Below are 15,950 nucleotides of genomic sequence, written 5' to 3'. Positions count from 1 at the left end.
AAATAGACCTAAACTCTTTTGAAAAATCTCTCCAAGAAATAGGGGTCTAAGACAAAACTTTGACAATCATAACAGCATTTATTCTGACATGGACTTTAAATGCTCAATCTCAGACCGACAGTACCAATATTTATCTTCGGGCTTTGTCAGGACATCTTCAGTACCTAATAGAATTCAATCAAGAAAGGCCAGACCTCATTAAGATTCCTGACACCTACTATATTGAAAAAGATTGGATCGCTACAGACAACTTCCCGACTGAGATTGATGGACAAAAGATTGAGATACTGACAAGAGATGATATCATTAAAAAAGTAAAAGGTGACACTTCAATAACATTGTTGGCTGTCAGACCAGTTCAATGGAAGAACGGAAAAATGGAGATTCATGTTATTGAATTTAAAGTATCAGGTAACAAACGAAACCTGAATTATGTCAACCAAATGAATGGAAGCTCATTCCGAATAAAATGCACTTCCAATTCTGAAAGTATTGATTTAGTGAGAATTGAAAAATAAGAAGCACTGGCTATAATTGGGTAGCCCGCCAGCGGTAGCTGACAGAGGAGAGCCTCTCACACCACTGTATCCTTAAATTCTTCAGGGCAGGCCAGGCGGGTCACGTACTGAGCGATTCGTAAAGCACACAACTGCTGCTCTTTAGCATGGAAAAATTTCTTGTATCTTTGACTTTCGGGCCTGTATGAAAGAACCATAAACCCAATGAAAATGAAAATCCTTAAAGTTGTCGGTTTTCTAAGCCTTTTTTCCTCAGCCGTTATTTGCCAGGATTGGTCGCCATTTCCCCTGGGTGCTGTCATGCACTTTTCTTCCGGCAACCAATATCAAAAGGTTTATTTGGACTCCTCCAAAATGAGCGGTGATACAATCTTTTACTTTTATTCCAACACGCTGGTTTTTTCCGACACCTGTATCATTGATCTTGATACAATTCCTTTAGGCGCCATGAATCGGCCTATCGTAGCCGAATATTCTGTTTTGGGAGATACAGTTTTTGCCGGGATATCCAAAACCAAATTCCTTCCTTTTTCAGGTAAGAATGAGACTTGGGAGGACGACAACTACTCATTTAAAGTGATTGAGCTGACCGAAGAAGTAATTTTAGGTCAGTTGGATTCGATAAAATATTTTACGATTACGAATAAAGGAACCAAGTCAACCGATACATTCCGATTGAGCAAACATTTTGGTTGTCTGGAACTAATGCCTTTCCTACAAACACCATTGGTTCAAATGATGCCACCAGGAAAACTCATCGGCTATGAAGATGATAATGTCCAACTGGGATTCCGGGACCTGGAGTTTCAGGAATACTTTCAGTTCTCTGAAGGAGATGTCTTTTTCTATGAAATGGGCGGTATCTACTCGAATAATTTCGGCTATCAAAAGTATCCGGATCTTGTCTATAAGGATTCTATTACTGAGCTACTGATTACGCCCGATTCGATTTATTATAAATATTGGAGAACGGAGGATGTAACGCTGAAGGAAAGCCAGGGAGATACTACCTACTATGCGCCTCTACAGAACCTTTCCCATGTTCTGGCTTATGGGTACATTACTTTTCCGTCAGGTAGTCCATCATTATTAGAAAATAGGGTCTGGCAAAAGAATGGGGCTTCAATGAAATGTCTGGAAAGTACCATCTATATATTGGATTGTCAAATATATGATCAGCATGATGTACGTGAAGGATTTGGATTTTACACCCCTGAGTGCAACTATTTTTATAGAGGATATCTAATTTATAATATTTCCACAATCGGCAGGTATACAGACATAATTGGTTGGGTTATCAATGGGAAAGATTCAGGTATCACTAAGTTACCCATGGGGATAAAGGAAAATCAATTAGTTAAAACTTCGGTTTATCCAAATCCTACTACTGGGATTGTGAATATAAAGACCGGTACACCACAATCCTTAAGTCTACAACTTCTTGATGCTACAGGCAGGGTTTTATATAAAGAAGAGTTTAGTAATTCCACAAGTCTCAACCTATCCACTTTCAAATCTGGTATGTATTTTTTAATACTACAAAATAATTCCGGAATAGTTAAAATTGATAAATTAGTTTTGGAATAGGTCGGCATTTTCTTTCATTTATGCCGCGAATATTGCCACTTATAAACTGACGCAAACCAGGAAGAATGAGAAAGCGTTGTTTTGTAATAAACCAATTAATATTTACCAATGAAAATACTATACGTTTTACCACTTATTGTACTGGCAGCTTTCTTCGTCCATTCAGGAAAAGCACAAATACCAACTGCCTCCGCAAACTGGAATCCAATAATGTGCGTGCCGTTATTCACAATGGTGGCGATATGTTCTATAACCTCGATTTCACCCCTGGCTTTGAAGTACCGGGAGGAAGCGGCAAGCACACGCTATTTGGGGCAGCGCTATGGATTGGTGGCCTGGATGCGGGCAGAAACCTCCACCTGGCGGCAATGACTTACAGGCAGGGTGGCTACGATTTTTACCCTGGCCCGCTCGATACCACCACCGGCACCACAACCGGCCCTGCCGTACAAGCCTGGGACTCCATTTGGGCCATTAGCAGGGCTGAGGTGGAGGCATTTAAGGCAGGCGGTCCCATTACGAGCGGCATTGCCAACTGGCCCGGAAATTCATCAAATACCCGCCACTCCAAACGCATGGCACCTTTTGTAGACGCAGATAAAAATGGTTTGTACGAACCACAGCATGGTGACTACCCGGAGGTGCGCGGAAGCCAGACGCTTTATTGGGTGATGAACGACCAATTTGCAGCGCATACGGAAACCGGTGGAGAACCTTTGGGAATTGAAGTCCATGCCACTGCTTTTGTGCTGGACACCGCTGATGGAAATCCATTGGACAATACTGTTTATCTGGAATTCCGGATTATAAACCGCAGCCAGCATACCTACGATTCGCTCTATTACGGGATGTTCGCGGACTTTGATATTGGATTTGGCTTCGATGATTTTATCGGTTCCAACCCAGACCTGAATGCCTTTTTCGGTTATAATGGTGACTCTTTTGATGACGGCTCTCAAGGATATGGCGCTCAACCCCCTGTGCAAAGCATTGCCTTTATTGGGCAGGACTTGTCGCATTTTATGTATTATAACAATGATTTTACCAGTCAGGGAAATCCCGAAAGTCCAATTGAGTATTACCACTACCTCAGGGGAAGATGGAAAGATGGCTCAGCGCTTACCCGGGGCGGAGACGGCTACAAAGGCACTACCCCGGCAACCCATGCCTATCCCGGTGACCCGGGCAATTCATCCGAATGGTCGGAAGAAAGCGAAAACCATCAGCCAGGTGACCGCAGGGGAATTGGCTCGGTAGGGCCTGTGCGCTTTGCACCGGGCGATGAACTGCAACTGACGGTAGCTTCCATTTTCCACCCCAATACCGGCAGCGGCCAACTGGGCGCTTTCAGCAGGATGGAAGACGATATTCAGGCGGTGGCGGAATACTATACGCAGAATTTCCCAACAGGCCTACCCCGTCAGCCTGCGCAAGGCCGTTTGGTACTCTTCCCGAATCCTGCCCAAATAACCCTGGGGATCACCTCGTCCGCTCCCATCAAAGAAATCAGGGTCCTGGATTTATCTGGCCGCGAAATGTCAGTGTCGGCCAATCTACAGGTCAATCATGCTGAATTGAATGTCTCAGCACTTTCTCCCGGTCTATATTTTATTCGGATATTCACCGAAAAGGAGGTACTGACCAAAAGATGGATAAAGCATTAAAGGAGAATACCTGCGATTCATCACATGCTACAACAGCTAAAGGCTTTAGAAAATAGCCCTCACTTGGTTGGATCAAAGTGCCTGTGCGGTTTGCTGACGGAAGAAGAAAAGCTTCGGCTAAGTTTTCTTCCAATTCATTGTCATTCCGGCATTTCGTTTTTCACGAAATGTCCGGAATCTCCTGCTCTTCGCGGGTATGACAGGACAATTCTATGCTATTTGCGGATAAAGTTTCCTGGACCAGAAAGAGCTGAGGCCCCCGGAATTGTTGATCAGAAGAAAGATTACATTCAACTGAACCCGGGAAAGCGGGTTATGTAAGCCTGCCGGAATACCGGTACTATTATAAGTGCGATCCAGGAAAGCCCATTGAAGGTATTGAATGCTTTGGAATCAGATTATTCAAACTAAATCCAAAGGCTTTCAAACGTAGCCTCTTATCGGAGTCGAACGGTTGGGCGGAAATTATTTTAATTTTTATCCGCCTTTATTCTAAATGTCAATATTATTATTTACTTAAAAATAATTAAAAAGTCAACGTCAATAAAAAAATAGAAGGAGGAGGAACGGAGAACTTAGAGAGAACACTCAGAACTGATTTATAGACTTTAAACTCCCCATCTGCCTGCTACAACAAAGAGGACAATTAGTTTTAGGAACCGGCTTTGACTACATTTGTCCTGATGCCCTCCTTAAATTTCTGTAAATTAATCAATTAATGAAATCCTCTCTTACTATCTGGTTATCCTCTGCTTTCTTGTTTCTTAGCACCGTTGCAATGGCTGCACCTGTGGATACAATTTCGGACAAAGAGGCTGAATTCACCGTCAACGGACAAAATTAAAATTCACTTATTTTTCAAACAGCCATCCGGATTCGGTCAATGCTGAATACAAAATAGCTTTGTTGCACATCCACGGTATAGGCAAAAATACCGACCTCTACCTTGAAACCATGCTACAGGCAGCCGAACTGGGAAACTTAAAGAACCAGGCCATAGTAGTTGCCCCTCAATTTCTCGATGATGATGATGTAACTGCTCATAGTTTGAACAGCAATTATCTTCGCTGGCGGGGATCTCCGAACGGAATGATCAGAGGTTTCAATTCTTTGAATTCGAACCCGCTCAGCTCCTTTGCAGTCATGGACAGTGTCATTCTCCGGTTGGTGAATAAGAACCCTAACCTATGCCAGATCATTGTGGCCGGCCATTCTTCAGGAGGACAATATGTGAACCGTTATGCGGCTGTAAATCGAGCAGAAAACCTTATTTCAGTTCCGGTAAAGTATATTGTTGCAAACCCATCATCCTACTTATATATGGACAATAAAAGAAGGGTGTCGACTAGCTTAAATCAATTTCAGGTACCTTCAAGTGGTTGTAGTGGATATAATTCATGGAGGTATGGATTGCATAATTCTACTGCCTGCCCTTATTTGAGCTCAGTAGCTGATTCTACCATACGCGGCCAGTTTAAGGAACGGGATGTAGTTTACCTGCTGGGCGCAATGGACAATGACCCTAATCATTCACAGCTTGAAACCACATGTGCAGCGATGGCACAGGGTAATCACCGCCTTGAAAGAGGTATTATTTATTTTAACCACCTTAAGCAGTATTATAATTCTAATTACTCTTTTGACATCAATTCGACACAAAATATTGTCGTTGTTCCAAATGCAGCCCATTCTTCCGCCCAGCTAATTCTCTCCACCGAAGGATTGGCCGCAATGTTCGATATCCAGCCAGAAGCGGCAGGCTGGGAAGTATTATCACCAGCACTAACTTCAAACCATCTTCAGGATGTTTTTTTTATTGATTCACTTTATGGATGGGTCTGTGGAAATTCCGGGACCATTTTGCGAACCACAAATGGTGGAAATAGCTGGAGTGCGCCCAGTTCTGTATCAGGAACAAGCACCAGTCACATCAGAAGCATCTTTTTTATTAACCGGAATACAGGATGGGCCACCAGAAATTCCGGGAGGGTTTTAAAAACCACCAATGGCGGGGTAAACTAGAGTACAATAAATACATCAGGAACCAAACAGATCCTCCGTACCGTTCATTTTTTCAGTACGAATACCTATTATTAGGCAACAACTACCGGTAACGATATTTAAAAGAGTTGAAGAAATTAGTGCAAATCAGTCTCATCCGTTTTATTCACGCCTATCCCCATAAATTCCAAATACTTTGAGCAATTTGGCGGGCGTGGTGTTTTGAATATGAACCAAATGACCAGACAAATGAAGAAGTTATTTTCACTCCTCGCAATTATAGCTATTTTTCTACCGGAATTCGTTGTGGCCCAAGTGAATGATCGGAGCGTATCCACCGATAAATTCATAGAACAGGAACTCGATACGCTGACGCGCCAACTGGACCTATCAGAAGAGCAGCAGGAACAGGTGAGATACATTCTGAAGCAGAACTACGCAGCCGTTGCCAACCTCCAGGATTGGGACTGGAGCGACCGGGAAAAAAAGCGGTGGTACATGCAGAACCTTGAGGCCAAGTTTGCCGATTTGCTGAGTTTTAAGCAAATGAGAAAATACCACGACCTGATGGCGGAAAAGAAACGCGCTTTCCTGGAGGCAAAACTTCAGAACTATTGGGCTGCTGTAGGTGATGAAATAAAGCTGGATGACAAGCAGGAGAAAAAGCTGGTGGAGGCCTCGCTGAAAAATTATGACCGAGTGCATGAGCTTCGGGAACAGTACAGGGATACTAAGGACAAGCAGGAATTTGGCAAGGATATTAAAGAATCGAAAGAGACGATGCGCACGGAAATGCAAATTATAATGACGGCAGAGCAATTCCAATCTTACCAGCAGAACCAACTGAAAGAAGGAGAAGACGCCACGGTCTCATTCCTGCGCGAGCATGATGTGTTGTATTGAGCGTAATACAGAGGGATTGGACTATTTTCTTCTCATCCGCCAGTAATTGCGGACCAATGATAAATTAAAATCCAATTCCTATTCGATTAACAATGATACTTTCCTGAGATTTTATTTGCAATAAGTAAATGCCCTGAGGCAGTCCTTCCACGTTCAATGTATGTTTCGGGCCTTCAGGTTTTTCAATTTGACGAATAATCTTTCCATTCAAATCCGTCAATATCATTGAGCTGACTACCAAAGTTCCATAATCTATATAAATCAGATCATTGGCAGGATTGGGATAAACAAGAACGGCTGGACGTAAATCATTTCCTGTTACGCCTGTTTTAAAGATCACAGAATCACTCTTGGTAATAAATGGTACCGGAATTTCATTATTATCAATAATATGAACGTTCTCAAATTTTATTACCATTTTATCAACAGATACAGAACTCTTTAAATGAAACCGCAGCGTAGCAATAGTACCGGAACCGCTCTTGTTGGTTTGATTTACCCTTGAAATGGCACTCTCTATTCGGTACCCCTGGCCTGTCCATTTATTAAAAACTAAAAGTGCTGGTCCTGCACCACTTAGCCAACTGCCACTATAATCCCAGCTTATGCTCCCCGGCTCAATAAGATCATCCGGCCGATTAAGCGAAAAAGCTAGTCCATAAATATCCTGCGCGTTGATTTGGTCATCCCCGAAGCTAACATTCACAACAACTTCATCACCAGGATTATAATTGGATTTGGTAAAAGATACCGCAAGTACAGGATCACCACTGACACCTGAAACCGTACCACCAGCCTTGTTGTGCGTATATGAATAATTTCTTGACACAATATTGGTATCAAGATAGTTGATGATGCCATCCCCATCACAATCCGTGTGCTTTATGTCCACGCCATTAGCCAGGGTATCTTTCCAGGTCAGCACGTGGTGGGGCGCCCAGTAACCTGAATCGTACAATCTGGCAGGGCCCGTTTTTCCGTGCTTCACACCGATGGCGAGGATGTCCAGGTTGTTTACAATTCCATCTGCGTTTGCGTCTCCCGGCCACACACAATCTTCATCAACAATGACCTTTGTGCTATCACTGTACTTGCATCCATTCACCGTCTCCACCTCCACGGAGTAGGTTCCGGAATCTTTAACAAAAATGCTTACTGTGGTCTCGGAAGTGTTCCACAAGACTGACTTGAATATTTCGGCAGTCAGCATTAAGCTATCGGGCATGCAGACAAAGGCGCTGTCTGGCAGGCTAACGCCACGATCCGTGTGAAAAGAAATATGGAATGAATCATTGGATGCCACGCTGTCCGCCACTCCATTCGGCATCGTAGTCCAGACTGAGAAATCATACCCGCTGTCTTGCGCAATATTTAAAGTGTCAAGAAAGATCGAAGCCGTATCATTCGGGGACAATTTACCATTCCATTGCGCTGTTGTTTGGTTTACCTGATTCACTTTCCATTCAATCGTCAAAGTAGTCAGCGTATCTATACCGTAGTTTTTAATTACTGCGGTTAGTGTCCTGTTTCCTTCACAATATTTATTCCCCTGAATTTCCACCTTATAAATACCCGCATCCACCTGGCTTTTATCATTAACTTCATCAGCGCCTATGTCCGGCATCAAAATATCCCTGCTTTCCCCGTCAATATCATTGGCAACTATGCCAACAGGTATGCCCATACCCCCCACTCCGCTGTCGTTTATCAAATGAAGATCGGTTATGGAAACAAAATCGGGCAATACATCCACGGAGTTCATATCCTGCTGCTGTGAACCGATCTGATAACCTTGCCATTCATTGAAATTGGAAAAAATCTTGACCCCTTTAAGGTTCACATAGTTGTTTTTGGAATAAAGCGCGTTATGGTCAAAAAACAAGTCCTGACAATTATTTTCAATAACATACACATAAGCGCCTTCTTTGCCCGACACAATGTTGTTCAGGAAATTTAGTTCCCGCACATTGTCAAGCTCCACAGCGCTGCTGGCACCGCTTCCTGTCATCCCCATCACAATGCTGTTGTGATAAATGTTAAGCCCCCATGAATCTTGAATGAATAAACCCCTGGCTACAGCAAAATATCCATCTATAACAATAAAATTATTGAACATGGTCAGGCTATTCTTCTTCAATTGCCGCAGGAAGATTCCTATGTTCCCGTTCACATATACCTGATTATTCTTTACTACAACCGAATCCAGTAATTGCGAAAGCGACATGCCCCATCCTGCATTAGCCATATAATTTCCGCTGACCAAAAGATTGCCAGTCCTCGCTACGCTAATGGCCATTTGCTGTTGACCGCTGAACCGGTTATCCTCAAGGCTTACATAATTGCCATAATTTGGTAAAATAGACAGTCCGTAATAATTTCCATTAATCACATTATTTTTAAACGATATTCCATTTAAGTCTCCTTTCAGATAAATCGAATAATGATCGGAGGACGAGGAAGATATAACAGTGTCAACTTGGAATATACAGTGTTCAAAAGAGATATTATTCAAGTGGCCATCGCCAAGTACCAAGCCGGTATAATCTCCCCGTGCACTGTTAAATGTAATATGCCTGAACCGTACGTTATTGGTACCTTTCAGCATCAGGACAAAATCTGAATCCTCGCTGCTATTTTGGTATTCCCATTTTACGCCTTTGGTGGAGGGAGTTTCGGCTTCAAAATTTACTGACATGCTTTGGCCGGAATCAACAAATTCGTTCAGCTCCACCTGTTCATTGTAAATGCCATCCCTAATTTTAAAAGTTACATCACTGCATATCCCGTAAGAATGCAGTGCATCCACGGCTGCCTGAATATCAGCAAAGTCAGGAGAGGCTCCTCCAATGGTGTAGGTTCCTGCCAATGCGGTACTTGCAAAGCTATAGGCAGTGGTGTCCGCTGAATGCGAACCATTGGCTTGACCGTTGGGCGTTGGGCGCAGAAGTCCAGGCCATCACCTCAATGCCCAGGCCCTCTGTGGCGTGGGCAAATCCAACCACGATCGAATCTTTGTATAAACCAGGGGCCAAGGCTCCAGTCCATACAACCGAAGTCTGCGCGGTATCATTTGCTTGCCAATTAATTACAAGTGACTTGAGGGTGTCCACCCCATAATTGCGAATTCGTGCATATATAGTATTGACGCCCTGGCATGGTGTCTTATGCTGGCTATAAAGGCCTGTTACGCCTCCATCGGCCTGTTCAAGATCATACTCGTACGCCCCAATATCGGGGGTTGAGGTGCTCCTTACGTTTCCGAAGTAATCATCCATAACGGTGCTTGATGGAGTACCCTTATCTTGTAAAATGGCATTAAGCGGGATCATCACACTGTCCGAAAGATATCGTGGATCTTCTGACAAGCTGTTCAGGTTGGTACCTCTAAAGGACTGTAATTCTGCCAATGAGTTTGCTTCCTGCCCGCCTACATAGGCATATTTTCCACCCCTCGAATATAGATTATTGTAATCGCCAGTCGCGCGTACTTTAGCATCCATCAATACATATCCTGATCCTTCTTCTGTGATTTGGTTATTATAAAAACTGATATTGGAACACAGGGTGTCAATGAATAGCGTAGCAGACTGGCTGTCATATGAGGTGCCACTGATTGTATTGTAGATTATTTCTATATTATTGCTCCATGCCACCCGAATGGTACTCGCATATATTTGCGCAAGTTCAAAATTTAAAAAGTTGTTGGTTATTATCCCATTGCTGCTCCTATAAATTACTAAAGGCGGACTATGGGATGAAATTCCCTTCATAAAATTTCCTTTAATTAAAAAAGAGTCTGAAAGAGACAGGTAAATTCCAGAAGCCAGCGTGTTGCTTATAAATTGAAAATTGTTGCCGCGAAAGGAGATATTTGCTTTGCTATTTACAAACTTGTTAAAGGAAAACGTAGCGTTATCGCAGGTAAAATCCTTGAAAGGATCAGGACTTCCTAAAAACATATTACCTAGAAATTTTACATTACTAAAATAATATTGATTAGATGGTTCCTGAGTCACCGTTTTATCATGACTACCAGCTACCTCCCTCCCGTGAAAAATATTTCCTTGAAATACTAAATCATGCCCTGAATTCTCAAGCACCAGTACTTGCGCATAGCGATCAGAAATCGGGTCAAAGGTGAGATGCTTAACACGCACATAATTGGTACCGCTGATCTTCAAAATATGGTTCTCACTGCTGAGCCAATGGCTTGGGGCATATTCCAAAGTTACCGAAGTAGAATCATGGTCAATGGACTGAATGGTGATCGTATTCTGTGGTGATGTCCCTCTTACATTCACCAAAGCAACCCCGCCATAATACCTCCCGGGCAGCACGTTTAAAACCACAGGGCCACAAATACCGCGGTAATTCAAGACCTCACATGCCGCTATCAGATTATTAAAATCACCTCCATGTCCTACGGTGTAGGTGCCGGATATAGCAGTTGGCACTACTACCTTTTTAGTGGTATCATAGATTGCAAAGCTGTCCACGGCATTATTGGGCAGTTCGCTCCATGCCCTGACGGAAATGGACTCCAGGGTACGCATGGCCACAGAACCTATTTTCACTTGCTGGCTGTCTGAAGATGCCAGGGCGCCTTGCCAATTAAAGGGAACCTGCAGACTGTCATTGACCTCATATTGTATGCGCAATTGCTTTAATGTATCCAGGCCGTGATTGGCGATCGTCACCCATATATCGTGCGTACCGCTGCAAGCCACTCCAGGGCTATCCACGGATACTGCCTCGGCATTGTTATGTTGAGGATGGTACTCATGGGCACCGGCATGTGGAGAGGATAAAGGGCGAGCATTGCCATCAATGTCAGTAGCTACTGATGAAATTGAATTGTTGACAGTTAACCGAACCAGGCTGTTGGGGATAATGTGTAAATCATTGGAATTTATAGCCTTGGGATGCGAAGCCACCACATTCGATTTAATAAACCGGGAGTTTGCATCTAATCCGGTAATGGATCGCCATGTGGTCAGGGATTTAGAACCAGAGAAAGATCCAGTTGATTTAAAATTTAAAGTATCGCTGGAATAATAGATATTAAAATCAGAAAAAATAGTGATAGGTGCCCTTGTCTCCAAAAGAGTCCTTGACGCGTTCCCTGCATCCACGATATTGTTTTGAAAGTCAATACCGGTTCCTCTCAGATAGACGTCACCATTAAAAATGGTATTATGGTAAATCTTGACATGATCGGAACGATCTAATCTTAGCAAACCTCCATCAGCACCACCAATAAAATTGTTGGTTATGATCACGGGGTATTGGGGCGTGGCAACGGACCCGTCCAACTGTAGGTAACCTATAAATCCCCGGTTGTTTAGATATCCGCCATGAATTTTATTTCTTTCAATAAATACACTATCACCTAAACTTGACATTTCAATGGAAGACAAGGTGTTATCTGTAAAAACCAATGCCCTTTGATAATCCATTGAAATTAACACGTCCTCAAAAGTATTATGCCGGATGATGTTATTTTCTGACCACACGCTGGTATCAATTCCATTAAGCATCATTTCTCCTTTAAAAAACCTGCTGTTTGTAAATATGCTGTGGCTCAATGTTGAATTGCTGGCAACCTCAATTTCACCCTCCACCAAGCATCCATATATTGCAAAATGATTAGAATGCCCGTTAAATTTTAAAGCCTGATTATTTCCATAATAATTATTCAATATTCCGAGATGATGAAATTCGAGATAGTGAACATTATTCAATACCAACGTGGTCTGGTTGCGATTTGAAAAAATAATGTTTACCAGGGAGCTGTCTTTCATCTCCGACTGGAATATGACCCGTTTAGCGGGTCCTGCGCCCGGTGTGCGGTTTATGGTCAGGTTTTGCTCATAGGTACCGTTACGCATATTAAAGATCACCGAATCGCATATACCGAGACTTTCCAGTGTGTGGGCGGCTTCCACCAGGTCTCGGAAGTCAAAATCTTTTCCGCCAATGGTATAGCTCCCCGCCATGCGGTTATAAAATGGAAGCGTAGTAAGTGTGTCGTTGTTGCGGTTCGCATCTGAGGCAAAGTCGCTCCACAGCTTAAGCGTATATAATGTGTCGTAGCTAAATGAATATTCTGCAAGAAAAAGCTCTCCCGTGGTATCGCCCGGTGGCAAATTCAACTTGTAGGTCTTTGCCGGCAGGTTTAAAGTATTCACCTTTCCTGAAACCCTCACAAACTTCAGGGTATCCATACCAAAATTCCTGATCTTAACTTTGATAGCCGGGTAGCCATGACAATCGTTATGGGGTTTGTTTACCCACACAATGCCTGCATCCCAGTTACCGTCCGCAGAAAATTGATGCGCCCCGATATCAGGTTGGGAAGAATCCCGCTCTGCACCAAAAATGTCAGCGTAAAAATTGATGGTATCCCCTGCTTTCGCCAGTGATGAATCGTAATCAATTAAACCGGTATTGCCAATAAAAGCGGGCATATAGTGGATCGAGTGAGAGTCAAGCTGACTGGCGTTTATGTGGCCTTGCAAGGAATCAACCGTGTGAAAAAGTTGGCTGCCTGTGGTATAGTACACATTGTAGTCCGATTGCTTAGTATAGAAGTAATAAAGTGCTTCATCAGAAATTTTCCCACCTCCCAGGTTCACATAAATATTGTTCACATTATATTCTCCAATATGCTTATAAATGACTGAATTGCCGTAGGATATCATGGTATTGTTATATATCCTTGCCGAGTTTGATCCACCTCCGTAGCAATATGTCTGGCCGGTATTCATGGCGGTCACGATATTATTTCTAAAAACCGGTCTGGAACCCGCCAGGTGGAAACCGTATATTCCATTAAAAACCATCTGGTTATTTTCCACCAGGTTTTTATTCCCATTTATCTGCACGGCCTTATTATTAAAACTAACATTTCTAAAAGGCCGAAAATGGTTATTGGTAACCATGCCGCTATTGGCTGTACTTAATGCGAGGCATTGTCGCTGTTGGTTATCGAAAATGCAACCATCTATTGTAAACGCATCAACGTTTCCCGTTATCCCATCGTTACAACCATAAAAATAAGAATCCTTTACCTTTATTTGGTGGCTACCGATTAAACTAAGTGCGATTCCGTCCAGGTCCCCGATAAATGCACAGTTATTTATTGTGACATTTTTAACAAATTTGAGCGGCAACAATATCTGGTTGTTACCGCTGGCATACCGAAGTTCCCCGGTAAAGGTTAGCTTTTCAAAATGCAGGTATTCACCACCGTCCGAGGCCTCATTTCCGGAATAAAAAAGAACTGCCCCGGTTGAATCTTCTGATTCACCCCTGAAAGTTATCCAGCTCGTGTCCGTAGCCCCATCTATTTTGGGGATTGTAAAGTCGTCCTCGTAAAACCCGGTGCGCACCTCAAAGGTAACTGGCCCACATATTCCTCGTTCGTCAAGGTCATTCACAGCCGCTGTGAAAGAGGTATAATGAGGCTGATGACCCCCAATGGTGTAGTTTCCACTCATCCTCGTCCTGACATTCGGAATCCAGAGGGTATCCCCTTTTGTTACGGCATCCTGTTTCTGGTTTGGGTCGGACGTCCATATAAGAAGGTCGTATGCCGTGTCACTGTCAAAGTAATGGCTTCCTATTAAAATATCCTGGGCGGTATCACCGGAATTTAAGGTGCCGTTCCAGCTATAGTCGGGCTGGCGGACACCATTAACCTCCCACTGCACTTTAAATGTAGTAATGGTTTCGCCCCCGAAATTCCTGACGTTGATCTTTATATCTGAAAAGCCTTCGCAACGGTGGTGGGAACTTTCGTAATTGTAGCCTGTGATGGTGATATTCTCATCAGGAAGGTCAAACTCAAAAGCACCAATATCCGGATGCAATGAATTACGGACATTTCCATCGAGATCACTCGAAATGCCCGGCCACGGTGTTCCTGCCCCGTTCAAGTCTACATCACTCAGGGGTCTCAGGTTATCAGGATTTACAAACTGTGGGGCCACCGAAACGGAGTGGCTGTCAATTCCGAGCGCCAGTATTTCGGCAATAGAATTTTTACTTAAATAATGATAATATAGCAGGCGGCCACCGGCATAAATATTATTATGGTCAGATTGAAGGTCAGTTACATCATTCCAGACTTCATAAGCGTCATTATAGTTAGCCATCAAATTATTATTGAAAATATTGATGTGTCCGGACGTCCGCAGGTACAGGGATTTACTATTGCCTTTAATAGTATTGTTTACAATATCAATATAATGGCACCGCTCAACCCTAAAGGTTATATAGTTGCCAACTATAGCGTTATTGGCAATTAATGAAGGGCTGGCGGAATCACCCAAATGATCCATAATTATTAAACCTTCTCCACCGCCTGATGCATCGTTGTCCTTTATAATAAGGCTTCCATCAGTATATAGAATTTTTAAGGTGCTATAGCCAGAGAGTGGATTCTTATAATCGAAAAAATTACCTTCTATAACCAACTGGTGCTGGTAAATCATGTAAACGGGTGAAGTTCTTTCGCAGTAGAAGGAATTTCCAGAAATTACATTGGCAGTATCATAAGATAGGTTGGAGCCCTCTATTCTTACTCCCTCACCAAGATTTTCAAAATCATTTCCCTGGAGTATATTGAAATTATTAGACCCTCCCAAAGCAAGCAACAATGGGCTGTTGCCAATCACTTTAGAATGCATTGATCCCAAAAAACGGTTATTTAAGAATTGATTATTGGATGCCCCATTGGTCAAAATAACATTGGTGCAGTACCTTTCACTGCCATTACGGGCAAAAGTGAGGTGTTTGAGAATGAAATGACTGGCACCATCCAACTTCCATATATAACTGAAAGTATCGGTGGCCGAAGATGTAGTACTAATAGTTACAAAGCTATTGTTGCCATTGGCGCCTTCAATCGTGATCGTGTTGGTATTCGATGCACCATTTATTGCCGGGATAGTGATGCTGCCATTATAGACGCCATCTTCCACATGAAATACCACAGGACCGCATACTCCATTGGATTTCAAGTCGGCTACCGCAGTTCCCACGTTTTCATAGTCAGCCGCATACCTGCCAATGGTGTATGCCCCAGACATGCACTGGGATTGGATTTTTGCATGGCAGATTAAAAAAATCAGGGTTAACAGAAAGAATGTTCTCATTTTTGATTTCGTTAGTTTACAAAGATAATTGGCCATGCTCAATATAAAGAACATAAAATGAGGTTCAATCCGGGGAAGAAAATATTTTCCTGAGCCCAATTAGTACTGCAAAATACCAC

The 15,950-nt window shown here is 42.9% G+C and carries 8 protein-coding genes; 6 read left to right on the top strand and 2 right to left on the bottom strand.

The window, feature by feature from the left end:
* The first annotated feature begins 59 nt into the window (after window positions 1-59).
* From WD077_08710 to WD077_08685, 6 genes are all read left to right on the top strand, one after another.
* Entirely contained in the window at window positions 60-518 is a 459-nt protein-coding gene (locus WD077_08710) for a hypothetical protein (protein MEX0967307.1), read from the top strand.
* 210 nt (window positions 519-728) lie between these two features.
* A complete protein-coding gene (locus WD077_08705; GenBank protein MEX0967306.1) occupies window positions 729-2,105 on the top strand; it encodes a T9SS type A sorting domain-containing protein in 1,377 nt (458 codons plus the stop codon).
* A 65-nt stretch (window positions 2,106-2,170) separates the two neighbouring features.
* Window positions 2,171-3,769 carry a T9SS type A sorting domain-containing protein gene (locus tag WD077_08700; protein ID MEX0967305.1) on the top strand — a complete coding sequence of 533 codons (1,599 nt, stop codon included), beginning with the start codon at window positions 2,171-2,173 and terminating at the stop codon, window positions 3,767-3,769.
* Window positions 3,770-4,487: 718 nt separating this feature from the next.
* Window positions 4,488-4,613 carry a hypothetical protein gene (locus WD077_08695; protein ID MEX0967304.1) on the top strand — a complete coding sequence of 42 codons (126 nt, stop codon included), beginning with the start codon at window positions 4,488-4,490 and terminating at the stop codon, window positions 4,611-4,613.
* Window positions 4,614-4,675: 62 nt separating this feature from the next.
* Entirely contained in the window at window positions 4,676-5,791 is a 1,116-nt protein-coding gene (locus tag WD077_08690; protein ID MEX0967303.1) for a YCF48-related protein, read from the top strand.
* A gap of 228 nt (window positions 5,792-6,019) precedes the next feature.
* A complete protein-coding gene (locus WD077_08685; GenBank protein ID MEX0967302.1) occupies window positions 6,020-6,673 on the top strand; it encodes a hypothetical protein in 654 nt (217 codons plus the stop codon).
* 64 nt (window positions 6,674-6,737) lie between these two features.
* Here WD077_08685 and WD077_08680 read toward each other — a convergent pair whose 3' ends face one another.
* Window positions 6,738-9,539 carry a T9SS type A sorting domain-containing protein gene (locus WD077_08680; protein ID MEX0967301.1) on the bottom strand — a complete coding sequence of 934 codons (2,802 nt, stop codon included), beginning with the start codon at window positions 9,537-9,539 and terminating at the stop codon, window positions 6,738-6,740.
* Between the two features lie 16 nt (window positions 9,540-9,555).
* Window positions 9,556-15,765, bottom strand: coding sequence for a NosD domain-containing protein (locus tag WD077_08675; GenBank protein ID MEX0967300.1), 6,210 nt, complete (start codon window positions 15,763-15,765; stop codon window positions 9,556-9,558).
* Window positions 15,766-15,950: the final 185 nt, after the last annotated feature.

This window comes from Bacteroidia bacterium (assembly GCA_040880525.1).
Taxonomy (GTDB): domain Bacteria; phylum Bacteroidota; class Bacteroidia; order CAILMK01; family JBBDIG01; genus JBBDIG01.
This window is presented reverse-complemented; position numbering and strand designations above follow the sequence as displayed.

Coding starts and splice junctions, on each gene's coding strand:
- WD077_08685 (MEX0967302.1), top strand. CDS start 6,020: ATGAAGAAGTTATTTTCACTCCTCGCAATTATAGCTATTTTTCTACCG.
- WD077_08675 (MEX0967300.1), bottom strand. CDS start 15,765: ATGTCTGGGGCATACACCATTGGCAGGTATGCGGCTGACTATGAAAAC.
- WD077_08700 (MEX0967305.1), top strand. CDS start 2,171: ATGAGAAAGCGTTGTTTTGTAATAAACCAATTAATATTTACCAATGAA.
- WD077_08695 (MEX0967304.1), top strand. CDS start 4,488: ATGAAATCCTCTCTTACTATCTGGTTATCCTCTGCTTTCTTGTTTCTT.
- WD077_08705 (MEX0967306.1), top strand. CDS start 729: ATGAAAATCCTTAAAGTTGTCGGTTTTCTAAGCCTTTTTTCCTCAGCC.